Here is a 26,475-nt window from a genome sequence, read left to right as displayed (position 1 = left end):
CTTCGCGGGCAGGCCTCGCGCCTACGGATCAGGTGATCGCCTGTAGGAGCGAGGCTTGCCCGCGAAGAACGATAACGCGGTCTCAGGTAATCGGCGCCGGGTTGAACAGGGTAATGTCGTTATGCAGTTTGTGCCGCTCTGCCCATGTCTGCTTTTTGCCGCTCGCCACATCCAGGTAGTAGTGGAACAGCTCCCAGCCGAGGTCTTCGATGCTGGCGCGTCCGGTGGCAATGCGTCCCGCATCGATGTCGATCAGGTCCGGCCAGCGTTGCGCCAGTTCTGTCCGGGTCGACACCTTCACCACGGGCGCCATGGCCAGGCCGTAAGGCGTGCCACGACCGGTGGTGAACACATGCAGGTTCATCCCTGCGGCCAACTGCAACGTGCCGCAGACAAAATCGCTCGCCGGGGTCGCACAGAAGATCAGGCCTTTTTCCTTGAAGCGTTCGCCAGGGCCCAGCACACCGCTGATCGCGCTGCTGCCGGATTTGACGATCGAGCCCAGGGACTTCTCGACAATGTTCGACAACCCGCCCTTCTTGTTGCCCGGCGTGGTATTGGCACTGCGGTCCGCTTCACCCTTGGCCAGGTAACGGTCGTACCAGTCCATCTCCCGTACCAGCTCCTGCGCGACTTGCTCAGTGCTGGCACGAGAGGTCAGCAGATAGATCGCGTCGCGCACTTCGGTCACTTCGGAGAACATCACAGTCGCTCCGGCGCGCAACAACAGGTCCGAGGCGTAGCCCAGCGCCGGGTTGGCGGTGATCCCGGAAAACGCATCGCTGCCGCCGCATTGCATGCCGAGAATCAGCTCGGATGCCGGTACGGTTTCCCGACGGCGCAGGTCGAGTTTCTTCAATCGGGTTTCGGCCAGCTCCATGATCTGCTCGATCATCTCGGTGAAACCGTGACTGGAATCCTGCAAGCGATACAACCACGGCTCGCTCAAATCCACCGAGGCGTCGTCCTCGTGCATCACCTGCCCGGCCTGCAACTTCTCGCACCCCAGGCTGATCACCAGCGCTTCGCCGCCCAGGTTGGGGTTGCGCGCCAGGTTGCGTACGGTGCGAATCGGAATGTAGGCATCGGTGGCCGTGATCGCCACGCCACAGCCGTAGCTGTGGGTCAGCGCCACCACATCATCGACGTGCGGGTACTTGGGCAAAAGCTCAGCCTTGATGCGCTTGACCGCGTGATCCAGCACGCCGGTCACGCATTGCACAGTCGTGGTGATCCCCAGAATGTTACGCGTGCCGACGGTACCGTCGGCATTGCGATAACCCTCGAAGGTATAGCCCAGCAGCGGTGCTTGCGCGGCCGGCACTTCGGTGGACAGCGGCAGGCTGTCCAGCGGTGGCGCGGTCGGCATGCGCAGTTGATCTTCCTTGACCCAACTGCCGCGCGGGATCGGCTGCAAGGCGTAGCCGATGGTCTGGCCGTAACGAATCACCTGGCCACCCTGCGGTATGTCCTCCAGGGTGATCTTGTGGCTTTGCGGTACGAAGTCCACGGTGACCAGGCCATCGGAAAACTCGGTCCCGGCCGGGACGCCCTGATCGTTGACCACGATCACCACATTGTCCCGCTCGTGCAGGCGGATGTAGCGCGGCGAGTCGGAATGTTCAATCAACTGCATGGCGCCGCTCCTCAGGAATGCGCTTGAGACAATTTGCCGGATGCTTCAGGACCGTTGACAGGCGGCTCCTTGAGCACCACGCGTTTAATCGGACCGACGATGACCAGGTAGCTGAACACTGCGACCAATGCGTTGCAACCGACAAACACCAGCGCCCATTTGAATGAACCGGTGGAGCTGATGATGTAGCCGATGACGATGGGCGTGGTGATCGACGCCAGGTTGCCGAACATATTGAACAAGCCCCCGCTCAGACCGGCGATCTGTTTCGGCGAGGTGTCGGACACCACGGCCCAGCCCAGCGCGCCCACGCCTTTGCCGAAGAATGCCAGGGCCATGAAGCCGACAACCATCCACTCAATGTCGACATAGTTGCAGGCGACGATGCTGCTCGAAACCAGCAGACCGGCAATGATCGGCGCCTTGCGGGCGAAGGTCAGCGAATGGCCCTTGCGCAGCAGGAAGTCAGAAATTACGCCACCGAGAACACCACCGATGAACCCGCAAATGGCCGGCAACGAGGCAATGAAACCGGCCTTGAGAATGGTCATGCCGCGCTCCTGCACCAGGTACACCGGGAACCAGGTGAGGAAGAAGTAGGTGATGCCGTTGATGCAGTACTGGCCCAGGTATACGCCAAGCATCATGCGGTTGGTCAGCAACTGGCGAATGTAGTCCCACTTCGGACCATCGGCCTTTTTACCCTTGCCCTGATCCATGTCGACCATGCCGCCGTTGTCGGCAATGTGCTTGAACTCTTCGTCGTTGATCATCGGGTGCTGGCGCGGACTGTGGATAACTTTCAGCCAGACTGCCGAGAAGATGATCCCGATGACGCCCATGACGATGAACACATGCTGCCAGCCGAACTTGAAGACAATCCAGCCCATCAACGGTGCGAACAACACCGTGGCGAAGTATTGCGCCGAGTTGAAGATCGCCGAAGCCGTGCCGCGCTCGGCCGTCGGGAACCAGGCCGCCACGATGCGCGCGTTGCCGGGGAATGAAGGCGCTTCGGCCAACCCCACCAGGAAGCGCAGCATGAACAGCGCAACCACGGCGGTCGACATGCCGAAATCACCGACAAAGCCCTGCAACACGGTGAACAGCGACCAGGTGAAAATGCTCAGGGCATAGACTTTTTTCGATCCGAAACGGTCCAGCAGCCAACCGCCGGGAATTTGCCCGGCCACGTAGGCCCAGCCGAATGCGGAAAAGATATAACCGAGGGTGACCGCGTCGATGCCAAGGTCCTTTTGCAGGCTGGAACCGGCGATAGCGATGGTAGCCCGATCGGCGTAGTTGATCGTGGTCACCAGAAACAGCATGAGCAGGATCAAATAGCGGACGTGAGTCGGCTTCTTGGTCGATTGCATGTAGATGTACTCCCACTGATTATTTTTATGCGGGGTGGATCTTTTGTTTTTCTGTAGGAGCTGAGCTTGCTCGCGATGGTCGCCAACGATGACGCTGGCGGTCTGACACCCAACGGTGCCCATTCGTCCATCGCGAGCATGCTCGCTCCTACAGAGAGCGCGGTATCGATGTCGATGCCGCGGGGTGTTGCGTTTACGAGCCGATGTAGCTGGTTTTTACGACCGTGTAGAACTCTTGCGCATAACGACCTTGCTCACGTGCCCCGTAGGATGAGCCCTTACGCCCACCGAACGGAACGTGATAATCCACGCCGGCGGTCGGCAGGTTGACCATCACCATCCCGGCCTGGGAATGGCGCTTGAAGTGATTGGCATACTTGAGCGAAGTGGTGGCAATGCCCGCCGACAGACCGAACTCGGTGTCATTGGCCATGGCCAGCGCGGCTTCGTAATCGGCCACGCGCACGATGTTGGCCACCGGACCGAAAATTTCTTCGCGGCTGATGCGCATCGACGCTTCAGTGTCGGCAAACAGTGTCGGCGCGAGGAAATAGCCTTCGGTATCGCAAGTCACCAGAGCGCCACCGCTGACCAGACGTGCACCTTCGGACTGGCCGATGTCGATGTACTTCATGTCCTGCTCAAGCTGCGCTTGCGACACCACCGGGCCGATGTCGGTGCCGGCCTTCAGCGCGTGGCCGACCTTGATCGATTTCATGCGTTCGGCCATGGCTTCAACGAACTTGTCGTGAATCCCGGCGGTGACAATCAGGCGGCTCGATGCCGTGCAACGCTGGCCGGTGGAGTAGAACGCGCTCTGTACCGACAACTCGACCGCTTGCTTGAGGTCGGCGTCGTCGAGAATGATCTGCGGGTTCTTGCCACCCATTTCCAACTGGACCTTGGCCTGGCGCGATACACAGCTGACGGCGATCTGACGACCCACGCCAACGGAACCGGTGAAACTGATGCCATCGACCTTCGGGCTGTTGACCAGCGCTTCGCCAACAACGCGGCCGCTGCCCATCACCAGGTTGAACACGCCGGCGGGGAAACCGGCGCGGGAAATGATTTCCGCCAGCGCCCAGGCGCAACCCGGCACCAGATCCGCCGGTTTGAGCACCACGCAGTTGCCATAGGCCAGGGCCGGGGCGATTTTCCACGCCGGGATGGCAATCGGGAAATTCCACGGAGTGATCAGGCCCACCACACCCAGGGCTTCGCGAGTGACTTCAACATTGACGCCAGGGCGTACCGACGGCACGTAGTCACCGGACAGACGCAGGCATTCACCGGCGAAGAACTTGAAGATGTTACCGGCGCGGGTCACCTCGCCAATGGCTTCGGGCAGGGTCTTGCCCTCTTCCCGGGCCAGCAGGGTGCCGAGCTCGTCGCGACGGGCGAGGATTTCAGTGCCGACTTTATCCAGGGCATCGTGACGCGCCTGAATGCCGGACGTGGACCAGGCAGGAAACGCGGCACGGGCGGCGTCGATGGCGGCGTTGACCTGGGCCAGGTCGGCCTTGGCGTAATCACCGATGTTGTCGCTCAACTCCGACGGGTTGATGTTGGCCGAATAGTCGGCACCTGCTACCCATTGGCCGTTGATGTAGTTGTCGTAACGCTTTGAATCAGTCACTGAACGTTCTCCTGCAAGAAGTTCTTCACGCAAAAAGCCGCTGATCGCTCAGCGGCCTCGGTTTTGTCAGGTATTACTGAGCGCCCTGCTTGTCGATCAGCGCGGCGAGCATTTCGAACTCTTCGCCGGTCAGGTCGGTCAGCGGGGCACGCACGGGACCCGCGTCGTAACCGGCGATTTTTGCCCCGGCCTTGACGATGCTCACGGCGTAGCCGGCCTTACGGTTACGGATGTCCAGGTAAGGCAGGAAGAAGTCATCGATGATCTTGCCGACGGTGGCGTGATCGTCGCGAGCGATGGCGTGGTAGAAGTCCATCGCGGTTTTCGGGATGAAGTTGAACACCGCCGAGGAGTAGACCGGTACGCCCAGCGCCTTGTAAGCCGCGGCGTAGACTTCGGCGGTCGGCAAGCCACCCAGGTAGCTGAAGCGATCACCGAGGCGGCGACGAATCGACACCATCAACTCGATATCGCCCAGGCCATCCTTGTAACCGATCAGGTTCGGGCAGCGCTCGGCCAGACGCTCCAGCTGCACCGCATTGAGGCGGCAGACGTTACGGTTGTAAACCACCACGCCAATGTTCACGGATTTGCACACCGCCTCAACGTGGGCGGCAACGCCGTCCTGGCTGGCTTCAGTCAGGTAGTGCGGCAGCAGCAACAGGCCCTTGGCGCCCAGGCGCTGGGCTTCTTGTGCGTATTCGATGGCTTGACGGGTCGAACCGCCGACACCGGCCAGAATCGGCACGCTGCTGGAGCAGGTGTCCACGGCCGTCTTGATGATTTCCGAATACTCGCTGGCCGCCAGGGAGAAGAACTCACCGGTGCCGCCCGCGGCGAACAGTGCCGAGGCGCCGTACGGGGCCAGCCATTCCAGACGCTTGATATAGCCGGCGCGGTGGAAATCGCCCTGGGCGTTGAAATCGGTCACCGGGAAGGACAGCAGACCGGAAGAGAGGATGGACTTAAGTTCTTGTGGATTCATTATTCGAACACCCTGGGTAGCGACGTTTGTGTGAGAAAACCGTTCAGCCTGCGCTGAAGTTGTAGGTCATCGTACAACTTAAAATACAACCGTCAACTGCATTTCATCGCCGCTGCTCCCGGTGAGGGCGGAAAAGACAGCCATGACCGCTCGTCGAAACTGTTATTTCTAACAGTTTCAAAGCGCTTGCCTGAAGGGGGATAACGCTGGCTGAAGCCTTGTTTTCAAAGGCTGCCACGTGCAATCAAAGGAGATTCAACATGACGCTTCCAGCCCCCGTACTCACAGATTTCCCAACCGCAAATGACGGAAAAGAAATTGTCGTGGCGCTGTCGAAACTCAGTGCCTCATTGGAAGTCGGCATTCCTGACAGTGCCGACATTTCACCGCTGGACAACGTGTACGCCATCCTTGGAGAGAATGTAGAACCTGCGGACTGGAGCAGTGGCGTCGTTCCGGCCGGACGCTGGAGCGACGAAACGGACGACGTTGAAAGAGTGCCCAACCTGACCGTCCTTGTCCCCAAAAAGCAACTGGAGCGCTACGTGAACAAGACCGTAACGCTGCGCTTTCAAACCAGCGGAGAGTCCGGCCTGACCAACACATCCGCCCCGCTTTCGCTGCGAATTGAATAGGTGCCGGCGAACGGGGTCTTCAGTTGCGCTGCGCTTGTGCCTCTTCATGGGCCTGGCGCAACCGTTCGCGGCTGTTGGTCAGGTGCAGGCGCATTGCGGCGCGCGCGGCATCGGAATCCTGCCGGGCAATGGCCTCGTAGATTTCTTCGTGCTCACGACTCAGGCGATTCATGTAGTGCTGTTGATCGTCATGGGCCAGGCGGGCCGAATTCAACCGTGTGCGCGGAATGATGCTGGTGCCCAGGTGAGTCATGATGTCAGCGAAATAACGGTTGCCGGTGGACAATGCGATTTCCAGGTGAAATGCAAAATCCGACGCCACCGCATCGCTGGCGTGGGCGACACTTTCGCTGAGCGCATCGAGCGCGGCACGCATCGTGGCCAGTTGCTCTGTGCTGCGACGTTGCGCGGCAAGCCCTGCCGACTCCACTTCCAGGCTGATCCGAAACTCAAGAATCGCTAGTACGTCACGCAAAGTGACCACTGTCGCCGGGTCGATGCGGAAACCACTCGGGCTGGGTGTGTCCAGCACAAAGGTGCCGATGCCGTGACGAGTTTCCACTTGCCCGGCAGCCTGCAACCGGGAAATCGCCTCGCGCACCACGGTGCGACTGACGCCATGGGCCTCCATGATCGCCGACTCGGTGGGTAGTTTGTCCCCGCGCTTGAGTAGTCCATCGCGGATTTGCTCGGTCAGCACCGTCACCAGCTCCTGCGCGAGGCTGCGGCGCTTGCGAGGGAGGCGTGGGGCGTCGTTCGGGTTTTCCATGGTGAACATCTATCTCGAAAAATTCGGCTGAAACCGCATCATAGCTCAACGCAGTTGTACGATCACCCACCACCCTCTGTACTGTAGGAGCGAGCACGCTCGCGATGGTCGCCAGAACACCGCGGGGTGTCAGGCGGCCAGCGTTATCGTTGATCTCCATCGCGAGCATGCTCGCTCCTACAGGGATCAGGGTCAGGCAGTCACTGTCTGATCCACCAGATGGCCGTTCTCGATACGAAGGTGCCGTGGGTGGAAACGCTTGAGGCTGCTGCGATGCCCAACGCTGACAATGCTCAGCCCCGGCAGCTCATCGATCAGCATCTGGTACAACAACGCCTCATCTTCCTCATCCATTGCCGACGTCGCTTCGTCCAGGTACAGCCACTGCGGTGCATACAGCAGGGCGCGGGCGAAGGCCAGGCGTTGTTGCTCACCCGGCGACAACATGCGCTGCCAGTGATTGGCTTCATCAAGACGCCCCACCAGATGCGGCAAACGGCAAGACTCCAGCACGTGCACATATCGCTCGTTTGTGTAGGCATCGCCGGCCTGTGGATAACTCAGCACCTCACGCAGGGTGCCGATCGGCAAATAAGGCTTCTGCGGCAGGAACAGAGAGCGCGCCGCCGGCAGGCGAATGCTGCCGTGGCCTACCGGCCACAAATGCCCCATCGCCCGCAGGAGGGTCGACTTGCCGGTGCCGGAGCGACCGCTGAGCATCACACGCTCGCCCTCCTCCACCGTCATTTCGGCATTGCTCAGCAAGTGACGACCATCGGCAAGATCGAGGCCCAGATTGTGTACTTTCAACGCATCGCCCTGGCTCTGCACGTCGATAGCCGGCGTGCGCTCTTCGTTGCTGGCCATGGCCTGGTGAAAACTGAGCAGACGATCGCAGGTGGCGCGCCATGAGGCGAGGCTCTGGTACGCACTGATGAACCAGCTGAAGCTCTCCTGGACATTGCCGAATGCCGAGCTGATCTGCATCAGGTCACCGAGTTCGATCTTGCCGGAGAGGTAACGCGGCGCCGCGACGATAAACGGAAAGATGATGGCTGCCTGGCTGTAACCGGCGGTGAAAAAAGTCAGGCGCTTGGACACTTTCATGATGTCCCAGAAGTTGTGCCAGACCATCCCGAAACGGCTGCTCAGGCGACGATTCTCGTTCGTCTCGCCGTTGTACAACGCGATGCTTTCGGCGTTTTCGCGAACCCGTACCATGGAGAAACGCAAGTCAGCTTCGAAGCGTTGTTGTTGGTTGTTCAGACCGATCAGGCGACGACCGATCAAATGCGTCAGCCAACTGCCCACCACGGCATACACCAGCACGCACCAGAACATGTAGCCGGGAATAGTGATACCGAAGACTTCGATACTGCCCGACACGCCCCACAAAATGATCGAGAACGACACCAGGCTGACAATATTGCGCAGCAACCCGATACCCAGCTCGAGCGTGTTCGAGGTGAAGTTATTCAGGTCTTCGGAAATCCGCTGGTCCGGGTTATCGGTGTAGCCACCCTGCTCCAGCTGGTAGTAGTTTTTATTGCCGAGCCAGCGGTTGAAATGCTTTTCGGTAAGCCATGCCCGCCAGCGAATCGTCAGCATCTGGGTCAGATAGAGCCGGTACACCGCACCGACAATCGCCACCGCTGCAATCGCGCAGAAGTACAGGATCAGCTGCCAGAACGCCGCCTCGTCTTTCTTTTGCAGCGCGTTGTAGAAATCCTTGTACCAGGTGTTGAACCACACCGAGATACCGACGCTGATCAGCGACAGGGCAATGACCGCGATCAACAGCGTCCAGGCCTTGACCTTCTCTTCACTGCGCCAATAAGGCGTGGTCATCGCCCAGACCTTGCGGAAAAACTGCCCGCGCACGGCATCGTTGACCGCGTAATACTCAGCGTTCTGATTCATGGATAAGGCTCGATAGAGAAAAGTACACGCACGAACCGATCATAGATGATCGGTTCGGTTTGTCGCGAGGAACGGCCCGCATTTGTTCAGCGCGGGTTCAGCGACGAACGGGGCGTTTTTGCAGTTTGCGCTGCAGCGTGCGGCGGTGCATGCCCAGGGCCCGGGCAGTGGCGGAGATATTGCCTTCATGCTCGGTCAGCACGCGCTGAATGTGTTCCCACTGCAAGCGGTCCACGGACATCGGGTTTTCCGGCACCAGGCTGTCGAGGTCGGCGTGTTCGGACAACAACGCGGCCAGCACGTCGTCGGCATCGGCCGGTTTGCACAGATAGTTGCAGGCGCCTCGCTTGATCGCCTCCACGGCCGTGGCAATGCTCGAATAGCCGGTCAGGATCACCACGCGCATTTCCGGGTCCATTTCCAGCAACTTGGGCAACAGTACAAGCCCCGAATCACCGTCCATCTTCAGGTCCAGCGCGGCATAGTCCGGCAGATCGCCCTGTGCGATGGTCAGCCCTTCTTCGGCGGAACCGGCGGTGCTGACACGAAAGCCGCGACGGGCCATGGCGCGGGCCATCACGCGGGTAAAGGTCGCATCGTCATCGACCAGCAGCAAATGCGGCAGTTCTTCGCCTTCGACTTGGATTTCATCACTCATGTTGGTCTCCTCGGACGCCATGGGGCAGGCGCAGCTCGGTGAGCGTGCCGCCTTCCTCATGACTGTAGAGTTTCACTGAGCCGCCAGCGCGTGTCACGCTGGCCTTGCTCAAAAACAGGCCCAGGCCGAAGCCTTTGCCCTTGGTGGTAAAAAACGGCTTGCCGATCTGTTCGGCAATGGCCAGGGGCACACCGGCACCATGGTCGCGAATGCTGATGGTCACGTCCTCGGCGTTCCAGTCCAGCGTTACTTGCAGCCCTTCGGGACAAGCATCCGCCGCATTATTCAGCAAATTGAGCAAGGCCTGGGTCAGGTCCGGCGGCGGCGCCATGCGCGGCACCGTGCCCTGCCCCAGGCGCTGGAAGCGATAACTGGCTTCCGGACGCATCAGGTGCCAGCGATTGAGTGCTTCATCGAGCCAATCGGTGACCTCCTGCATTTTCACATCCAGACGACGGTTGGCCTCGGCGGCGCGCACCAGTTGCTGCAATGTCTGCTTGCACTGTTTGACCTGTTCCTGCAGCACGCTCAGGTCGTCCTGCAGCATCGGGTCGTGATGGTCCTGGCGCATCTCCTTGAGCAACACGCTCATGGTTGCCAGCGGCGTCCCCAACTCATGGGCGGCACCGGCCGCCTGCGTGGCCACCGCCAGCAACTGCTGATCGCGCAGGCCCTCTTCGCGGCGGATGGCCCGCAACTCCTCCTGACGACGCAGCTCTTCGGCCATGCGCGCGGCGAAAAAGGTGATCACCGCCGCCGCCAGGGCGAAACTCAACCACATCCCGTACACCTGCAGGTTCTCCCGAGCGATCGGGAACGTTTGCAGCGGGTAGAACTGGGCCAGCAGCAAGGTGTACATCGTCAGTGCGATACCGGATAGGACCACCGAATAACGCCATGGCAATGTCACCGCCGCGATGGTGAGCGGCACCAGATAGTAGGAAACGAAGGGGTTGGTCGAACCACCGGAGAAGTACAGCAAGGCACTGTGGATAAACAGGTCACAGGCCAGTTGCACGGCGTATTCCAGCTCGGTGACCGGCCACGACGTGCGCAAACGGATTGCCGTGAACGTGCACAGCAGCATCGAGCACACGAGGGTTGCAGCCAGTTGGAACCAGGGCAGCGGCAGCAATTGGAGCCAGTAGGCCAGGCCCACCGAACCCGCCTGAGCGGCCAGTACCAGGATACGGATAAACGTCAGCCGCCAGAGATTCTGGCGAGTAGCGGAAGTGAGTTGTACGGCGGCGAGCATGAGCTCTCCCGATGAGCGCTCCAGGCAGATCGCACGGAGTATAACCAAGCACAGGGGCTGGCAGGCAAAAGTGCGGCAAACGGCCACATGTGCGGCCCAACTGTTGTAGGAGCGAGCACGCTCGCGATGGACGAAAGGGCGCCATGGGGTGTCAGGATGCCCGCGTCATCGTTGACGACCATCGCGAGCTTGCTCGCTCCTACAGGGGGATACACATGTATGGAAGTTGTAACTGGGCGAACCGGATCATAAAAGCTAGAGTCTGATGGTTTCACGCAGGCCCGGACCGTACCCTGCGCAACATCCAAGGAGCTTTCATGTACACATTCCGCCGCAGCGCCGCCCTCCTCGCCTTGAGTGCCGGCACCCTGGCCAGTCTCCCGGCCCTGGCTGCCGACGAACTCCATTACAACCAGATTTCCCTGCGTGCCGAAGTCAGCCAGGAAGTGGCCCGCGACCTGATGATCGTGACCCTCTACACGGAGGAGCAAAACACCGACCCGGCCAAACTCGCCGCCGACGTCAGCACGACCATGAACAAGGCACTGGCACAAGCCAAGCAGGTCAAGGACATCACCCTGCGCCAGGGCAGTCGCAACAGCTACCCGATCTACGACGCCAAGGGCCAGAAAATCACCGGTTGGCGCGAGCGTGCCGAACTGCGCCTGGAAAGCACCGATTTCGCTGCATTGTCGAAGCTGACCGGAGAGCTGCTCACTGATCTGAAGATGGGCGGCATGGACTTCGCCATCGCCACGCCAACGCGAAAAGCCAGTGAAGATGTCCTGCTCAAGGAAGCTGTGGCCGCCTTCAAGGCCCGCGCCCAACTGGCTACCGATGCCTTGGGCGGCAAGGGTTATAAAATCGTCAATCTGAACCTCAACAGCAACGGCTACCCACAACCGTACATGCGCGCACCGATGATGATGAAAGCCGCCAGCATGGACGGTGCCGCCCCGGTGACACCGGAAGTCGAAGCCGGTACTAGCCAGGTCAACATGACGGCAGACGGTTCGATTGAAGTACTGATGCCTTGATTCGATAGTGTCCGGGTGACACCGCTCCTGAAATGCACAGGCGATCATTTCGATGATCGCCTTTTTTTTGCAAACAGCGTCTATGCTCAATCCCGGAAGGGTCGGGAACACCGTGCAAAACGACATCAGTTGCACTTGGTAGTACTGGTGCTCCGTCGAGCATTGGCGGTGCAACAATAACCACTCCCATTTACCCCCCGCACACCCCGCAGGACCGGGGTATAAATAGGTAACACCCCGCCCCGCCTCCGGGCACCCCCAACGCCTGAGCGCACCAAAAAGGTGCACCAGATGGACGGCAAAACGCTTCGCAAACGGTCAAATGCGTCAAAACTTATACGAATGCGACATTAAGGTACGTTCGTGCCACCGTTTAAGGCTTGTAGTCACTCTGGATCTTGCATTGGGTATGGGCCCTGCATAAGTATCCGCAGGCACGACTCACGAGGTCGTCCTCAAAATTAAAAAATGACAACAATCATGAGGCCACCATGCTCAAACACGCGGTCATTCCGTTTTTAGTCGGCGCCAGCTTGCTTGCTGGCGCACCGTTCGCCCAAGCTGCGACTAACCTGGTGTTCTGCTCCGAAGGGAGCCCGGCCGGTTTCGATCCAGGTCAATACACCACCGGAACCGACTTCGACGCCTCTGCTGAAACCATGTTCAACCGCCTGACTCAGTTCGAGCGTGGCGGCACCGCCGTAATTCCTGGTCTGGCAACCAAGTGGGACGTCTCCGACGATGGCCTGACTTACACCTTCCACCTGCGTGAAGGCGTCAAGTTCCACACCACGCCATACTTCAAGCCGACTCGCGAATTCAACGCCGACGACGTGCTGTTCACCTTTAATCGCATGATTAACAAGGATGACCCGTTCCGCAAAGCGTACCCGACCGAATTCCCGTACTTCACCGACATGGGGATGGACACCAACATCACCAAGATCGATAAAGTCGACGACCACACGGTCAAGTTCACCCTCAAGGACGTTGATGCCGCGTTCATCCAGAACATGGCCATGAGCTTCGCCTCGATCCAGTCCGCCGAGTACGCTGCCCAGCTGCTCAAGGAAGGCAAGGCTGCCGACATCAACCAGAAGCCGATCGGCACCGGCCCGTTCGTGTTCAAGAGCTACCAGAAAGACTCCAACATCCGTTACACCGGAAACAAGGACTACTGGAAGCCTGACGACGTGAAGATCGACAACCTGATCTTCGCCATCACCACCGACCCGTCGGTACGTATTCAGAAGCTGAAGAAAAACGAGTGCCAGGTCACCCTGTTCCCTCGTCCGGCCGACCTGAAGGCACTGAAGGAAGACAAGGACCTGAAACTGCCGGATCAGGCCGGTTTCAACCTGGGCTACATCGCCTACAACGTGATGGACAAGATCAAGGGCAGCGACCAGCCTAACCCGATGGCCCAACTGAAAGTGCGCCAGGCACTGGACATGGCCGTCAACAAGCAGCAGATCATCGACTCCGTGTACCAGGGCGCTGGCCAACTGGCAGTCAACGCCATGCCACCGACCCAGTGGTCCTACGACACCACCATCAAGGATGCGCCGTACAACCCTGAGAAAGCCAAGGAGCTGCTCAAGGAAGCCGGCGTCAAGGAAGGCACCGAGATCAACCTGTGGGCCATGCCGGTTCAGCGTCCGTACAACCCGAACGCCAAACTGATGGCTGAAATGCTGCAGTCCGACTGGGCCAAGATCGGTATCAAGGCCAAGATCGTGACCTACGAGTGGGGCGAGTACATCAAGCGCTCCAAAGGCGGCGAAAACGGCGCGATGCTGATTGGCTGGAGCGGCGACAACGGTGACCCGGACAACTGGCTGAACGTACTGTTCGGTTGCGACTCGCTGGAAGGCAACAACTTCTCCAAGTGGTGCGACAAGAAGTTCGACGACATCGTCAAACAGGCCAAGCGGACCTCCGACCAGGCCAAGCGCACCGAACTGTACAAGCAGGCGCAACACGTCCTCAAAGATGCTGTTCCTATGACACCTATCGCTCACTCGACGGTGTTCCAACCCATGCGCGCCAACGTGCAGGACTTCAAGATCAGCCCGTTTGGCTTGAACTCCTTCTACGGCGTCAGCGTCAGCAAGTAAGGTGGTGCAACGGCGACGTTTTTAACGTCGCCGTTGCTTTATCTACTGGAAAGCCAGGAACTCTCCTACAACCAACTCCTCTGCGGATTACGTCCGCGGGATAGGACGTTTAGACGTTTCCTACAAGTCTTTCAGGCCTTTCGCATTTACTGCCAGACCCACGGCAACCTACCGTCGGGATCTGACCAGCGTCTGCGTGGGCTTTCGCTTTGCTGCACGACATGGTTTGGGAACGGTGACGCCGGGTCTCCTTGAGGGATACTCCGGCTCACTTCACAACACTGAACAAGAGGGACGCGTGATGCGCCATACCTTGGTTTTTTCCGCTTTGCTGGGCGCCGGCCTGCTGGCGGCCATGCCCGCCGCTCAGGCCGCCAGCAACAGCCTGGTGTTCTGCTCCGAAGGCAGCCCGGCCGGCTTTGATACGGCACAGTACACGACCGCCACCGACAACGACGCCGCCGAACCGCTGTACAACCGGCTGGTCGAGTTCGAAAAAGGCGCGACCAATGTTGTACCGGGTCTGGCAAAAAGCTGGGATATCTCCGAGGACGGCCTCAAATACACCTTTCACCTGCGCGAAGGGGTGAAATTTCATACAACCAAGTACTTCACGCCGACCCGCGACTTCAATGCCGATGACGTGCTGTTCACGTTCAATCGCATGCTCGATCCGCAACACCCTTTCCGTAAGGCTTACCCGACCGAGTTTCCGTACTTCAACGGCATGAGCCTGAACAAGAACATTGCCAAGGTCGAAAAGACCGGGCCGCTGACCGTGGTCTTTACGCTCAACAGCGTGGACGCCGCGTTCATCCAGAACATCGCCATGAGCTTCGCTTCGATCCTCTCTGCCGAGTACGCCGACAAGCTGCTGACCGAAGGCACGCCGAGCGATATCAACCAGAAGCCGATCGGCACCGGGCCTTTCGTCTTCAAGAGCTATCAGAAAGACTCGAACATCCGTTACACCGGCAACAAACATTACTGGGACCCGAGCCGCGTCAAGCTCGACAACCTGATTTTCGCGATCAACACCGACGCCTCGGTACGTGTGCAGAAGCTCAAGGCCGACGAATGCCAGGTCACCCTGCACCCGCGCCCTGCCGACGTCACCGCGCTGAAGAACGACCCGAAACTGCAACTGATCGAGAAGCCAGGGTTCAACCTCGGCTACATCGCCTACAACGTGCGCCACAAGCCATTCGACCAGCTTGAAGTGCGCCAGGCGCTGGATATGGCGGTGAACAAGCAAAGCATCCTCAACGCCGTTTACCAGGGCGCGGGGCAACTGGCGGTCAATGCCATGCCGCCGACCCAGTGGTCCTACGACGAGACCATCAAGGACGCCGCCTACAACCCGGAAAAGGCCAGGGAATTGCTCAAGGCCGCCGGCGTGAAGGAAGGCACCGAAATTACCCTGTGGGCCATGCCGGTCCAGCGTCCGTACAACCCCAACGCCAAATTGATGGCCGAGATGCTGCAGGCTGACTGGGCGAAAATCGGCCTCAAGGTCAAGATCGTCAGCTACGAGTGGGGCGAGTACATCAAACGCACCAAGAATGGCGAACATGACATCAGCCTGATCGGCTGGACGGGTGACAACGGTGACCCGGACAACTGGCTCGGCACGCTGTACAGCTGCGATGCCATTGGCGGTAACAACTACTCGATGTGGTGTGATCCGGCTTACGACAAGCTGATCAAGCAGGCCAAGGTCGTGACCGACCGCGAGCAACGCACCGAGCTCTACAAACAGGCGCAGCAGTTGCTCAAGCAGCAAGTGCCGATCACGCCAGTCGCCCACTCGACGGTCAACCAGCCGCTGAGTGCCAAAATCGAAGGGTTCAAGGTGAGCCCGTTCGGCCGCAACGTGTTCTCGGGTGTCAGCATAGAAAAATAACCCATTAGCCTGAAATGCCGGGGGGCGGATTTTCCGCCCTCACGCAGACGCTTTGCCGTCATTTGCCAATTTGGCCGACAGCAAACGTTTGCGATGAGTGAATGAGTTCTAAACCAATAGCCGGATCACAAAAAAAAGACCGGCATATAAAAAGAAAGTAAGGAGCTTTACCCATGAAACTGAGCAGCACCGCAATACTGGCATTGGCCATCAGCAGCGTGACCGCCACGGCCTACGCAGAAACCCAGAGCCAGGCGTTCACTCCGGTGACCGTGAACGAGAAAAGCGCCCAAAGCGAAGCCACCGGTTTTGTCGAAGGCCAGTCGATCAGCGGCACCACACGTAACTGGTATGCCAACGAACAACTGCAGCGCGGCGGCAAGTTCCGTTACCAAAAAGATGGTGCCCTGGAAACAACGGATCGTCGAATCAACTGGGTTCAAGGCACCATCGTCAAGTACAACTCGGGCTTCACCGAGGGTACTGTTGGTTTCAGCACTGAAGTCGCTGCATACAACGCCATCGCACTGGATCGAGACCGCAAGGATCTGGCTTCCGGCAACGGCGGAGCACCTGAGCCAGGTCGCGTTCGACCAGGCAACAACCGCACCTTGACCGAAAATGGCGGTGACGCCGTAGACCAGTGGAGCAAAATAGGCCTGGCCAACGTCAAGGCCCGGGTTTCCAACACCACCCTGACCGCCGGCCGCATGAACTTCAGCAGCCCGATGGTCGATGTGATTGGTAACCGCGCCCTGCCTTCGAGCTTTGAAGGTGTGGCTATTCACAGCGAAGAACTGAACAACCTGGCATTCGACTTGGCCACCTTCGATCGCAATTCGCCGCGTACCGAAGAAAGCCAGCGCAAATTCCGTTCCGAATACGCGGACGAAATCATTGAAATCGATCGCGTGAACACAGCCGGTATTACCTACCAGCCGTTTGCCAGTCTGACCACCAGCCTGTGGGGAACCCAGGCTGAAGACATGTGGAACCAATACTACTTCGGCGCCACCCATGTCCTGGGTGACAGCTCGGTCCTGAGCCTGACTACGGGTCTGAACTACTACAAAACAGTAGACGAGGGTAAAGCCGTACTGGGCGATATCGACAACGATACATACTCTCTGTCGTTCGGCCTGACTCACCAAGCTCATACCCTGACCTTCTCCTACCAGGAAGTGAACGGTGACGAGTACTTCGACTACCTGCACGAAACCAACGGCATCTACCTGGCCAACTCCCTGCTTTCGGACTTCAACGGCCCGAACGAGAAGTCCTTCCAGGTCGCCTACGGCCTGAACATGGCCGAATACGGTGTGCCAGGCCTGAAGTTCAACATCTACCAAGCTCGCGGTTGGGGTATCGACGGCACTCATTACAAGGGTGGCGCGTACGACAGCGTGAAAACGATGGATGGTGAACACCATTACGAATACGGCATCGGTGCAACCTACGCGGTACAGAGCGGCCCGCTCAAGGCCACCACCATCCGTGGTACCTACACCGCTCACCGTGCCAGCGAAAACCAGGCTGACGGCAGCATCAACGAGTTCCGTCTCGTGACCACCATCCCGTTCAACATCCTGTAATGCACCGGCCGGACGGCCTGGTTCAGCAATGAATCGGCCGTTCGGCTTTTGTCCATTCAACCGATTGCAGAGGGTTCTTGATGAAAATGCTTCCCCTACGTGCCGCCATCGCGGCCGCATTGCTGAGTGTCGCGGTGGGCGTGTCGGCCAAACCGCTGGTGGTCTGCACCGAAGCCAGCCCCGAAGGCTTCGACATGGTCCAGTACACCACTGCAGTCACAGCCGATGCGGTGGCCGAAACCATCTTCAATCGCCTGGCGGACTTCAAACCCGGCACCACCGAGGTGATTCCGGCGCTGGCCGAGTCCTGGGACATCAGCGAAGACGGCCTGAGCTACACCTTCCACCTGCGTAAAGGCGTCAAGTTTCACACCACCGAATATTTCAAGCCGACCCGCGACATGAATGCCGACGACGTGGTCTGGAGCTTCCAGCGTCAGCTGGACCCGAATCACCCGTGGTACAAATTGTCGAGCGTGGGCTTCCCGTACTTTGAAAGCATGGGCTTCAAGGAACTGCTCAAAAGCGTCGAGAAGGTTGACGACAACACGGTCAAATTCACCCTGACCCGCCGCGAAGCGCCATTCCTGGCCGACCTCGCCATGGCGTTCTCCTCGATTTACCCGGCCGAGTACGCCGATCAGCTGCTCAAGGCCAACAAGACCGCCGACCTGAACAGCAAGCCGATCGGCACCGGCCCGTTCGTCTTCCAGCGCTACAACAAGGACGCCCAGGTTCGCTTCAAGGCCAACCCGGACTACTTCCGCGGCAAGCCACCGGCCGACTCGCTGGTCCTGGCGATCGCCACCGACAACAACGTGCGCCTGCAGAAACTCAAGGCCAACGAATGCCAGATCGCGCTGTATCCCAAGCCCGATGACATCCCGAGCATCAAGAAAGACACGAACCTGAAAGTCGATGAACTGAACGCCATGACCGTTTCGTACATCGCCATGAACACCACGCACAAGTACATGAGCGATGTGCGCGTACGCAAGGCCATCGACATCGCCTTCGACAAGGAAGCCTACGTCAACGCCCTGTTCGGCAAGGGCAATGCCAGCGTGGCAGTCAACCCGTATCCGGACACCCTGCTCGGTTACAACCACAGCCTGAAGAATCCGCCGCGCGATCTGGACAAGGCTCGCGCCTTGCTCAAGGAAGCCGGCGTTCCGGAAGGCACCACATTCACCCTGTTCACCCGCAACGGTGGCGGTCCGACCAACCCGAACCCAATGCTCGGCGCGCAGATGATGCAAGCCGACCTGGCCAAGGTCGGAATCAAGATCGACATCCGCGTGATGGAGTGGGGCGAAATGCTCAAACGTGCCAAAAACGGCGAGCACGATATGGTTTCCGCCGGATGGGCGGGCGATAACGGCGACCCGGATAACTTCCTGACGCCTATGCTCAGTTGTGAAGCGGCCAAGAACGGAGAAAACTACGCACGCTGGTGCAATGACAAGTTCCAGACACTGATCGACCAGGCCCGTGAAAAGAACGACCCGGCCGAGCGTACGGCACTCTATGAGCAGGCCCAGGTTATTTTTAACCAGGACCAGCCATGGATCAGCATGGCGCACACTAGAATGTTTACCGCAATGCGCAACAACGTAGAGGGCTACCACATTAGCCCGCTTACCACCAATAACTTCGCCACCACCCAGGTGAAGTAGATAAGAGACTCCCGGCATTCCTGACCCAGGCATGCCGGGCACGCCTAACCGGCTGATGAGGTACACCACACGATGTTTAGTTTTATTGCCCGCCGACTGGGGTTACTGATCCCCACGTTCTTCGGCATCACCTTGCTGACTTTCGCCCTGATTCGCATGATTCCTGGCGACCCCGTGGAAGTCATGATGGGAGAACGTCGGGTCGACCCCGAAATGCATGCTCAGGCAATGGAACGCCTTGGTCTGAACAAACCGCTGTACGTCCAGTACCTGGACTACATCGGCAATCTGGCCCACGGTAACCTCGGCGAATCCCTGCGCACCCGCGAGAGCGTGTGGACCGAGTTTACCCAGCTCTTCCCGGCCACTTTCGAACTGTCCATGGCGGCCTTGCTCTTCGCAGGGGTCTTCGGACTGTTGGCCGGTGTCATTGCGGCACTCAAGCGAGGGTCCCTGTTCGATCATGGCGTGATGGGCATATCCCTGACGGGATACTCCATGCCCATCTTCTGGTGGGGCCTGATTCTCATCATGTTTTTCTCGGTGAGCCTGGGCTGGACGCCGGTCTCGGGGCAAAACGACCTGCTGATCGATGTGGAGCGCAAAACCCACTTCATGCTGATCGATACCTGGCTCAGCGATGAACCGGGTGCACTGCTCGACTACCTGCACCACCTGATTCTGCCCGCCATCGTGCTGGGCACCATTCCGCTGGCGGTGATCGCCCGGATGACCCGCTCCTCCATGCTCGAAGTGCTGCGTGAAGACTACATCCGCACGGCCCGCGCCAAGGGCCTGTCGCCTGCGCGCGTGGTATTCGTTCATGGCCTGCGTAACGCGCTGATTCCGGTACTGACCGTCGTCGGCCTGCAAGTCGGCACACTGCTGGCCGGTGCGGTCCTGACCGAAACCATTTTCTCCTGGCCCGGCATCGGCAAATGGCTGATCGAAGCCATCGGCGCCCGGGATTATCCGGTCGTGCAAAACGGCATCTTGTTGATTGCCTGCATTGTGATTCTGGTCAACTTCGTGGTGGATATCCTCTACGGTTTTGCCAACCCACGCATTCGTCACCAGCGCTGAGGTCAATACCCATGAGCACTCCAACTTCCTCAGTAGCCGCCACCTCCGCCGTGGATCAAAGCCTGCTGTACCCGTCGCCGTACAAAGAATTCTGGCAAGCGTTCGCCAAGAACAAAGGCGCCGTCGCCGGCCTGTTGTTCTTCGGCCTGATCGTGTTTTGCGCACTGTTCGCTCCCTGGGTTGCCCCGCATAACCCGAGCGAGCAATACCGTGACTTCCTGCTGACACCTCCGGTGTGGCTCGAAGGCGGTCAATGGCAATTCCTGCTCGGCACCGACGAACTGGGCCGCGACCTGCTGTCGCGCCTGATCCAGGGCTCGCGGCTGTCGCTGCTGATCGGCCTGTCTTCGGTGGTGATGTCGCTGATCCCGGGCATCCTGATGGGACTGCTGGCCGGGTTCTTCCCCCGTGTCCTGGGCCCGACCATCATGCGCCTGATGGACATCATGCTGGCCCTGCCGTCGCTGCTGCTGGCCGTGGCGATCGTCGCCATCCTCGGCCCAGGCCTGATCAACACCGTGATCGCCATTGCCGTGGTGTCCCTGCCGTCCTACGTTCGACTGACCCGCGCCGCGGTGATGGGCGAACTGAACCGCGACTACGTGACCGCCGCACGCCTGGCCGGTGCCGGTCTGCCACGCCTGATGTTCGTGACCGTGCTGCCCAATTGCATGGCGCCACTGATCGTTCAGGCCACCCTGAGCTTTTCCTCGGCGATTCTCGATGCCGCCGCACTGGGCTTCCTCGGCCTTGGCGTACAACCGCCAACCCCTGAGTGGGGCACCATGCTGGCTTCGGCCCGCGACTACATCGAACGCGCCTGGTGGGTAGTGAGCCTGCCTGGCCTGACCATTTTGCTCAGCGTGCTGGCAATCAACCTGATGGGCGACGGCCTGCGCGATGCGCTGGACCCGAAACTCAAGAACGCCGCCTGAGGAGATTCCCATGTCACTGCTAGAAATCAAGAATCTCAACGTTCGCTTCGGCGACAAGAACGCCACACCGGTCGTCGACGGCCTCGACCTCAAGGTCGACAAGGGCGAAGTACTGGCCATCGTTGGCGAGTCCGGTTCCGGCAAGTCCGTGACCATGATGGCGCTGATGGGCCTGATCGAGCATCCGGGGATCGTCACCGCCGACGCCCTGAGCTTTGACGGCAAGGACATGCTCAAGCTCAGCAACCGCCAGCGCCGGCAGATCGTCGGCAAGGACCTGGCCATGGTGTTCCAGGACCCGATGACCGCGCTGAACCCGAGCTACACCGTAGGCTTCCAGATCGAGGAAGTGCTGCGCCTGCACCTGAAGATGTCCGGCAAGGCCGCCCGCAAGCGCGCCATCGAACTGCTGGAAAAGGTTGAGATCCCGGGGGCCGCCAGTCGTATGGACGCTTACCCGCATCAACTGTCCGGCGGCATGAGCCAGCGTGTGGCCATCGCCATGGCAATTGCCGGCGAACCGAAACTGCTGATCGCCGACGAACCGACCACTGCGCTGGACGTGACCATCCAGGCACAGATCATGGATCTGCTGCTGGCGTTGCAGAAAGAACAGAACATGGGCCTGGTGCTGATCACCCACGATCTGGCCGTCGTGGCCGAAACCGCCCAGCGCGTGTGCGTGATGTACGCCGGTCAAGCGGTGGAAGTCGGCCATGTGCCTCAGCTGTTCGATATCCCGGCCCACCCTTACAGCGAAGCGCTGCTCAAGGCGATTCCGGAGCACAGCCTGGGCGCCTCGCGCCTGTCGACCCTGCCGGGCATCGTTCCCGGTCGCTATGACCGTCCGCAAGGCTGCCTGCTGTCGCCACGCTGCCCGTACGTGCAGGAAAGCTGCCGCGCGCAGCGTCCAGGCCTTGATCCGAAACGCAACAGCCTCGCCCGCTGCTTCTACCCGCTGAACCAGGAGGTGGCGTAATGGCCGTCGTTCTTACCGCCCGCGACCTGACCCGTCACTACGATGTCTCCCGAGGCCTGTTCAAGGGCCATGCGACCGTACGCGCCCTCAATGGCGTGTCGTTCGAACTCGAAGCCGGCAAGACCCTCGCCGTGGTTGGCGAGTCGGGCTGCGGCAAATCCACCCTGGCCCGCGCCCTGACCCTGATCGAAGAGCCTTCCTCGGGCTCCTTGAAAATCGCCGGCCAGGAAGTTGCCGGTGCCGACAAGGCCCAGCGCAAGCAACTGCGCAAAGACGTGCAGATGGTGTTCCAGAGCCCTTATGCATCGTTGAACCCACGGCAGAAAATTGGTGATCAGCTTGCAGAGCCTTTGTTGATCAACACGAACCTGTCGGCCACCGAGCGTCGCGAGAAAGTCCAGGCGATGATGAAGCAGGTAGGCTTGCGCCCTGAGCACTACCAGCGCTATCCGCACATGTTCTCCGGCGGTCAGCGTCAGCGGATCGCCCTGGCGCGCGCCATGATGCTGCAACCGAAAGTGCTGGTGGCGGACGAACCGACCTCGGCGCTGGACGTGTCGATCCAGGCCCAGGTGCTCAACCTGTTCATGGATCTGCAGCAGGAGTTCAACACCGCCTACGTGTTCATCTCGCACAACCTGGCGGTGGTTCGCCACGTCGCCGACCAGGTCCTGGTGATGTACCTGGGCCGGCCGGCGGAAATGGGCCCGAAAGAGGACATCTACAACCGTCCCCTGCACCCCTACACCCAAGCGTTGTTGTCGGCGACCCCGGCCATTCACCCGGACCCGGACAAGCCGAAAATCAAGATCGCCGGTGAATTGCCAAACCCGCTGAACCCGCCGCCCGGCTGCGCCTTCCACAAGCGCTGCCCGTATGCCACCGAGCGCTGCAGCACCGAAGTACCGGCCTTGCGCCAGGTGGAAACCCGCCAGGTGGCTTGCCACTACGCCGAGCAATTCCTCGACGGCGCGGCATGAAAATGTGGGTGCGAGCCTGCTCGCGAAAGCGGTGTTTCAGTCAAGCAATCAGTGACTGAAAAATGCCATCGCGAGCAGGCTCGCTCCCACAGGGATTTGTGCTGTAGAGATTTGACGTGTTGAGCAAACCCCTTCTATTCCGATTGCGCATCAGTCGGGACAGGAGGGGTTTTCTTTTGCCCTACGTCTGGCTGTCGCCTTCATCGGCGTCATCGGAATCCGGCTCATCAGTGGTCGAGTCATCGCCGTTGTCACTACCGCCCTGGCCCTGGTCGCCCGGCTCCGACTCCGACTTGGCCAGCATCAGACCGCTGTGCCCCACGCCCCCGCTCGACGCCTGCGTATCATGATTCTCGCACTCGGCCCACACTGCCGAACTGCCCAGTGTCAGCATCACCAACAGCTTCATCATCAGTAAAACGCGTAGCAACCTGTTCATATCCGATTCCGTCCTTTCGAAAAGTGCCTGTCTGGCGCTCTGTGAAATTTAGTTCCAAACAGCCGGGTTCACCAGATAGGACGCTAACGGAGGGGCGAAATTGCCCTTGGCCTTCAGACCACTTTCTAATAATCCACATAACTGGATAAGCTAAGTGAGAGAAACGAACCATGAACAGCTTTTCAATACTACTCAGGCGATTTGATGAATAACGCCACCAGTCTGACCATGAATAAAGGAAATGGCCTATGTAAATCTATGCCGATTTTCTCCTACAGTGTTTAGGTCTATGTTTTAACCGTTAACTTTACACTGTCAGCCCAATCAGACTCCCAGCCATTAAGAGATTGTCTTGCCGTCAAATCAAAAGAGCCTGGAGAAAAATCTACGCTAGGTATTGTTTCCCAGGCACGATCCCTATCAACGACCGCCGTACCGTAAACTACATCTTCATTGCCCGCCTGATACAGCTTGATTTCCGCTCCGATCTCCCCTCGACCTGTGACCCTTGGTCGCAAACTTGTGACAGCACCATTTACCGGTGATTCAATTACAGGCTTGTCCGTCACTGTAAACTTTACACTGTCAGCCCAGTCAGAAACCCAGCCATCAAAAGACTGATTTGCCGTCAACTCAAAAGACCCTTTAGGAAATTCCACGTCAACTCTTGCTATCCAGGAACGGTTGCTATTAACGCTCGTCGTACCATGAACTACAACCCCAGAGCCCGCCTGATATAGCTTGACTTGCGCGAAGGGTATCCCGTGGCCAGTAACATATGGCCGCGAACCTGTAAAATCACCATCTACCGGCGATGTAATCATCGGTTTTCCATCTACCATTATTAAATTGTCGAGGCTTGCCCATTGACTCCAAATCGGAAAAGTTTGATAACGGAGACGAAGAGAGAACCGCGTGCCAAAAGAAATCTTATCGTATGGTACATGATGAGAAAAACGCGATGACTCTACTTCAAAAAAATACAACTCGTTATCACCTTCCATGACTTTTAACTCCCACCTATCTTCACTGCCAGAGAGGGTGCTAGCCGTAACAAGGAAACCTGGCTCAACATATCCACTCTTTGGTGATCCAAATGTGGGTGGCGTCAGTTGAGGAACTTGTTCTTCACCAACCTTTACATCAACTTCGTCTGTCATGACCTTATCCATCCGCGTCAAGCCGGAGTCAAATACCGGACCAATTCTTTTATAGTGCTAACTTCCCTCAATGACTACCTGTCAAATATGACAATATCGACGAATGGCATCCTAATAGAATCGCTTTTTTGACTCGCACAGACCAACCAATCGAAATTATAAGTTGGAGAGAATATGAAAGCCCTTTAGCTGCAAACACGGTTTCGTAAAAAAACCCCGCAGCTTTCGCAACGGGGTTTTGGGTGTTTCGGTATCAGCGCTTAGTGATGCTCACGCGTTGCGCGGAATTTCACGTCCGGCCAGCGCTCTTCCATCAGTGCCAGGTTGACCCGCGTCGGGGCGAGGTAGGTCAGGTGACCGCCACCGTCCAGCGCCAGGTTTTCCACAGCCTTGTTGGAAAACTCCTCGAGCTTCTTCTTGTCGCTGCATTCGATCCAGCGCGCGGAATATACGGTGATCGGCTCGTAGGAGCACTCGACCTTGTATTCCTCTTTCAAGCGGCTGGCGACCACATCGAACTGCAGCACGCCGACGGCGCCGAGGATGATGTCGTTGGTGCGCTCCGGGAAGAACACCTGGGTTGCACCCTCTTCGGCCAGCTGTTGCAGGCCCTGGCGCAGTTGCTTGGATTTCAGCGGGTCCTTCAGGCGTACGCGGCGGAACAGCTCCGGCGCGAAGTGCGGGATACCGGTGAAGCCCAGGGTTTCACCTTCGCTGAAGGTGTCGCCGATCTGGATGGTGCCGTGGTTATGCAGACCGATGATGTCGCCGGCGAAGGCTTCTTCCAGTTGCTCACGCTCGGAGGAGAAGAAGGTCAGCGCATCGCCGATCCGCACATCCTTGCCGGTGCGCACGTGGCGCATCTTCATGCCTTTTTCGTATTTGCCCGAGCAGATACGCATGAAGGCAATGCGGTCGCGATGCTTGGGGTCCATGTTCGCCTGGATCTTGAAGATGAAGCCCGAGAACTTCTCTTCCACCGGCTCCACGGAGCGCTCGTGGGCGACCCGTGGCAGCGGGCGTGGCGCCCAGTCGACGACGGCGTCGAGTACATGGTCGACACCGAAGTTGCCCAGGGCCGTACCGAAGAACACCGGCGTCATGTGACCGTCGAGGAATTCCTGCTGGTTGAACTCGTGGCAGGCGCCTTGCACCAGCTCCAGCTGTTCGAGGAAACGCTCGTACTCATCACCCAGATGCGCACGGGCTTCATCGGAGTCGAGCTTCTCGATGATTTTGGTTTCGGTGCGCTCGTGACCGTGACCTGCGGTGTAGACAATGATGTAGTCGCCCGCCAGGTGATACACACCCTTGAAGTCGCGGTAGCAACCGATCGGCCAGGTGATAGGCGCAGCCTTGATCTTCAGGACCGCTTCGATTTCGTCGAGCAGTTCGATCGGGTCGCGGATGTCACGGTCGAGTTTGTTGATGAAGCTGACGATCGGCGTGTCACGCAGACGGCAGACATCCATCAGGGCGATGGTCCGTGGCTCTACGCCTTTACCGCCGTCGAGCACCATCAACGCCGAGTCCACCGCCGTCAGGGTGCGGTAAGTGTCTTCGGAGAAGTCTTCGTGGCCCGGGGTGTCGAGCAGGTTGATCATGATGAGCGGCTGTATCGCGCCAACCCTTACGAGAACACCAAGCTGTTCGGCGATGCCGCCGAGCGCAATACCGTTTACAGCCGCTGCGAAACCCTGG

General features: G+C 58.9%; 21 protein-coding genes. 10 read left to right on the top strand and 11 right to left on the bottom strand.

Annotation, left to right across the window (positions count from 1 at the left end):
* Positions 1-82: 82 nt before the first annotated feature.
* The 4 genes from garD to kdgD all read right to left on the bottom strand — a co-directional run bounded on the left by garD (position 83) and on the right by kdgD (position 5,636).
* Positions 83-1,636, bottom strand: coding sequence for a galactarate dehydratase (garD, locus tag ACQKP2_RS21920; protein WP_427579378.1), 1,554 nt, complete (start codon positions 1,634-1,636; stop codon positions 83-85).
* 11 nt (positions 1,637-1,647) lie between these two features.
* Complete coding sequence (locus ACQKP2_RS21915) at positions 1,648-3,102, bottom strand: MFS transporter (RefSeq protein WP_427579392.1); 1,455 nt, start codon at positions 3,100-3,102, stop codon at positions 1,648-1,650.
* Positions 3,103-3,205: 103 nt separating this feature from the next.
* Positions 3,206-4,651, bottom strand: coding sequence for an aldehyde dehydrogenase family protein (locus ACQKP2_RS21910; RefSeq protein ID WP_427579377.1), 1,446 nt, complete (start codon positions 4,649-4,651; stop codon positions 3,206-3,208).
* Positions 4,652-4,724: 73 nt separating this feature from the next.
* The gene (gene kdgD, locus ACQKP2_RS21905) at positions 4,725-5,636 is read right to left on the bottom strand and encodes a 5-dehydro-4-deoxyglucarate dehydratase (protein ID WP_427579375.1); all 912 of its coding nucleotides are present in this window, start codon (positions 5,634-5,636) and stop codon (positions 4,725-4,727) included.
* A 260-nt stretch (positions 5,637-5,896) separates the two neighbouring features.
* On the opposite strand from kdgD, the gene ACQKP2_RS21900 reads away from it, so the two are divergent.
* Positions 5,897-6,271: a hypothetical protein gene (locus tag ACQKP2_RS21900; protein WP_427579374.1), complete on the top strand. Its 375-nt coding sequence runs from the start codon at positions 5,897-5,899 to the stop codon at positions 6,269-6,271.
* 19 nt (positions 6,272-6,290) lie between these two features.
* Here ACQKP2_RS21900 and ACQKP2_RS21895 read toward each other — a convergent pair whose 3' ends face one another.
* The 4 genes from ACQKP2_RS21895 to ACQKP2_RS21880 all read right to left on the bottom strand — a co-directional run bounded on the left by ACQKP2_RS21895 (position 6,291) and on the right by ACQKP2_RS21880 (position 10,873).
* Positions 6,291-7,040, bottom strand: a complete 750-nt coding sequence (locus ACQKP2_RS21895; RefSeq protein ID WP_427579372.1) for a FadR/GntR family transcriptional regulator — start codon at positions 7,038-7,040, stop codon at positions 6,291-6,293.
* Between the two features lie 192 nt (positions 7,041-7,232).
* A complete protein-coding gene (locus tag ACQKP2_RS21890; RefSeq protein WP_427579371.1) occupies positions 7,233-8,960 on the bottom strand; it encodes an ABC transporter ATP-binding protein/permease in 1,728 nt (575 codons plus the stop codon).
* A gap of 97 nt (positions 8,961-9,057) precedes the next feature.
* The gene (locus ACQKP2_RS21885) at positions 9,058-9,618 is read right to left on the bottom strand and encodes a response regulator transcription factor (protein WP_427579369.1); all 561 of its coding nucleotides are present in this window, start codon (positions 9,616-9,618) and stop codon (positions 9,058-9,060) included.
* Entirely contained in the window at positions 9,611-10,873 is a 1,263-nt protein-coding gene (locus ACQKP2_RS21880; RefSeq protein WP_427579368.1) for an ATP-binding protein, read from the bottom strand. The genes ACQKP2_RS21885 and ACQKP2_RS21880 overlap by 8 nt, the downstream gene beginning before the upstream one ends.
* A 317-nt stretch (positions 10,874-11,190) precedes the next feature.
* Between ACQKP2_RS21880 and ACQKP2_RS21875 the strand changes: the two genes are divergently transcribed.
* The 9 genes from ACQKP2_RS21875 (at position 11,191) to ACQKP2_RS21835 (ending at position 23,175) form a co-directional block, all read left to right on the top strand.
* Positions 11,191-11,910 (top strand): SIMPL domain-containing protein, encoded by a 720-nt coding sequence (locus ACQKP2_RS21875; protein ID WP_427579366.1) that lies wholly within the window; start codon positions 11,191-11,193, stop codon positions 11,908-11,910.
* 491 nt (positions 11,911-12,401) lie between these two features.
* Positions 12,402-14,027 carry an ABC transporter substrate-binding protein gene (locus ACQKP2_RS21870; RefSeq protein ID WP_427579364.1) on the top strand — a complete coding sequence of 542 codons (1,626 nt, stop codon included), beginning with the start codon at positions 12,402-12,404 and terminating at the stop codon, positions 14,025-14,027.
* Between the two features lie 301 nt (positions 14,028-14,328).
* Positions 14,329-15,930, top strand: coding sequence for an ABC transporter substrate-binding protein (locus tag ACQKP2_RS21865; RefSeq protein ID WP_427579363.1), 1,602 nt, complete (start codon positions 14,329-14,331; stop codon positions 15,928-15,930).
* Positions 15,931-16,103: 173 nt separating this feature from the next.
* Entirely contained in the window at positions 16,104-17,522 is a 1,419-nt protein-coding gene (locus ACQKP2_RS21860; RefSeq protein WP_427579361.1) for an OprD family porin, read from the top strand.
* Between the two features lie 80 nt (positions 17,523-17,602).
* Positions 17,603-19,198, top strand: a complete 1,596-nt coding sequence (locus ACQKP2_RS21855; protein WP_427579360.1) for an ABC transporter substrate-binding protein — start codon at positions 17,603-17,605, stop codon at positions 19,196-19,198.
* A gap of 72 nt (positions 19,199-19,270) precedes the next feature.
* Positions 19,271-20,281, top strand: a complete 1,011-nt coding sequence (locus tag ACQKP2_RS21850; protein WP_427579358.1) for an ABC transporter permease subunit — start codon at positions 19,271-19,273, stop codon at positions 20,279-20,281.
* A gap of 11 nt (positions 20,282-20,292) precedes the next feature.
* Positions 20,293-21,216, top strand: coding sequence for an ABC transporter permease subunit (locus ACQKP2_RS21845; RefSeq protein WP_427579357.1), 924 nt, complete (start codon positions 20,293-20,295; stop codon positions 21,214-21,216).
* Between the two features lie 10 nt (positions 21,217-21,226).
* On the top strand, positions 21,227-22,195 hold the full coding sequence (locus ACQKP2_RS21840; RefSeq protein WP_427579356.1) for an ABC transporter ATP-binding protein: 969 nt from the start codon (positions 21,227-21,229) through the stop codon (positions 22,193-22,195).
* The gene (locus ACQKP2_RS21835; protein WP_427579354.1) at positions 22,195-23,175 is read left to right on the top strand and encodes a peptide ABC transporter ATP-binding protein; all 981 of its coding nucleotides are present in this window, start codon (positions 22,195-22,197) and stop codon (positions 23,173-23,175) included. Before ACQKP2_RS21840 ends, ACQKP2_RS21835 begins: the two co-directional genes overlap by 1 nt.
* 181 nt (positions 23,176-23,356) lie before the next feature.
* On the opposite strand, the gene ACQKP2_RS21830 is transcribed toward ACQKP2_RS21835, so the two are convergent.
* From ACQKP2_RS21830 to ACQKP2_RS21820, 3 genes are all read right to left on the bottom strand, one after another.
* Complete coding sequence (locus ACQKP2_RS21830) at positions 23,357-23,614, bottom strand: hypothetical protein (RefSeq protein ID WP_427579353.1); 258 nt, start codon at positions 23,612-23,614, stop codon at positions 23,357-23,359.
* A gap of 287 nt (positions 23,615-23,901) precedes the next feature.
* On the bottom strand, positions 23,902-24,774 hold the full coding sequence (locus ACQKP2_RS21825) for a hypothetical protein (protein ID WP_427579352.1): 873 nt from the start codon (positions 24,772-24,774) through the stop codon (positions 23,902-23,904).
* 260 nt (positions 24,775-25,034) lie between these two features.
* Positions 25,035-26,475: peptide chain release factor 3 (locus ACQKP2_RS21820; protein WP_427579351.1), on the bottom strand; the 1,441-nt coding region annotated here is incomplete at its 5' end.

This window comes from Pseudomonas sp. NPDC089569, from assembly GCF_050280625.1.
Classification (GTDB): Bacteria; Pseudomonadota; Gammaproteobacteria; order Pseudomonadales; family Pseudomonadaceae; genus Aquipseudomonas.
The sequence above is the reverse complement of the archived record's forward strand: the minus strand, read 5'-3'. Positions and strand labels throughout refer to the sequence as shown.

What these genes read in the sequence shown, in the direction of transcription:
- ACQKP2_RS21900 (WP_427579374.1), top strand. Translation starts at nt 5,897, where the DNA reads ATGACGCTTCCAGCCCCCGTACTCACAGATTTCCCAACCGCAAATGAC.
- ACQKP2_RS21880 (WP_427579368.1), bottom strand. Translation starts at nt 10,873, where the DNA reads ATGCTCGCCGCCGTACAACTCACTTCCGCTACTCGCCAGAATCTCTGG.
- ACQKP2_RS21835 (WP_427579354.1), top strand. Translation starts at nt 22,195, where the DNA reads ATGGCCGTCGTTCTTACCGCCCGCGACCTGACCCGTCACTACGATGTC.
- kdgD (WP_427579375.1), bottom strand. Translation starts at nt 5,636, where the DNA reads ATGAATCCACAAGAACTTAAGTCCATCCTCTCTTCCGGTCTGCTGTCC.
- garD (WP_427579378.1), bottom strand. Translation starts at nt 1,636, where the DNA reads ATGCAGTTGATTGAACATTCCGACTCGCCGCGCTACATCCGCCTGCAC.
- ACQKP2_RS21870 (WP_427579364.1), top strand. Translation starts at nt 12,402, where the DNA reads ATGCTCAAACACGCGGTCATTCCGTTTTTAGTCGGCGCCAGCTTGCTT.
- ACQKP2_RS21875 (WP_427579366.1), top strand. Translation starts at nt 11,191, where the DNA reads ATGTACACATTCCGCCGCAGCGCCGCCCTCCTCGCCTTGAGTGCCGGC.
- ACQKP2_RS21845 (WP_427579357.1), top strand. Translation starts at nt 20,293, where the DNA reads ATGAGCACTCCAACTTCCTCAGTAGCCGCCACCTCCGCCGTGGATCAA.
- ACQKP2_RS21890 (WP_427579371.1), bottom strand. Translation starts at nt 8,960, where the DNA reads ATGAATCAGAACGCTGAGTATTACGCGGTCAACGATGCCGTGCGCGGG.
- ACQKP2_RS21865 (WP_427579363.1), top strand. Translation starts at nt 14,329, where the DNA reads ATGCGCCATACCTTGGTTTTTTCCGCTTTGCTGGGCGCCGGCCTGCTG.
- ACQKP2_RS21855 (WP_427579360.1), top strand. Translation starts at nt 17,603, where the DNA reads ATGAAAATGCTTCCCCTACGTGCCGCCATCGCGGCCGCATTGCTGAGT.
- ACQKP2_RS21860 (WP_427579361.1), top strand. Translation starts at nt 16,104, where the DNA reads ATGAAACTGAGCAGCACCGCAATACTGGCATTGGCCATCAGCAGCGTG.
- ACQKP2_RS21885 (WP_427579369.1), bottom strand. Translation starts at nt 9,618, where the DNA reads ATGAGTGATGAAATCCAAGTCGAAGGCGAAGAACTGCCGCATTTGCTG.
- ACQKP2_RS21825 (WP_427579352.1), bottom strand. Translation starts at nt 24,774, where the DNA reads ATGACAGACGAAGTTGATGTAAAGGTTGGTGAAGAACAAGTTCCTCAA.
- ACQKP2_RS21830 (WP_427579353.1), bottom strand. Translation starts at nt 23,614, where the DNA reads ATGAACAGGTTGCTACGCGTTTTACTGATGATGAAGCTGTTGGTGATG.
- ACQKP2_RS21840 (WP_427579356.1), top strand. Translation starts at nt 21,227, where the DNA reads ATGTCACTGCTAGAAATCAAGAATCTCAACGTTCGCTTCGGCGACAAG.
- ACQKP2_RS21895 (WP_427579372.1), bottom strand. Translation starts at nt 7,040, where the DNA reads ATGGAAAACCCGAACGACGCCCCACGCCTCCCTCGCAAGCGCCGCAGC.
- ACQKP2_RS21850 (WP_427579358.1), top strand. Translation starts at nt 19,271, where the DNA reads ATGTTTAGTTTTATTGCCCGCCGACTGGGGTTACTGATCCCCACGTTC.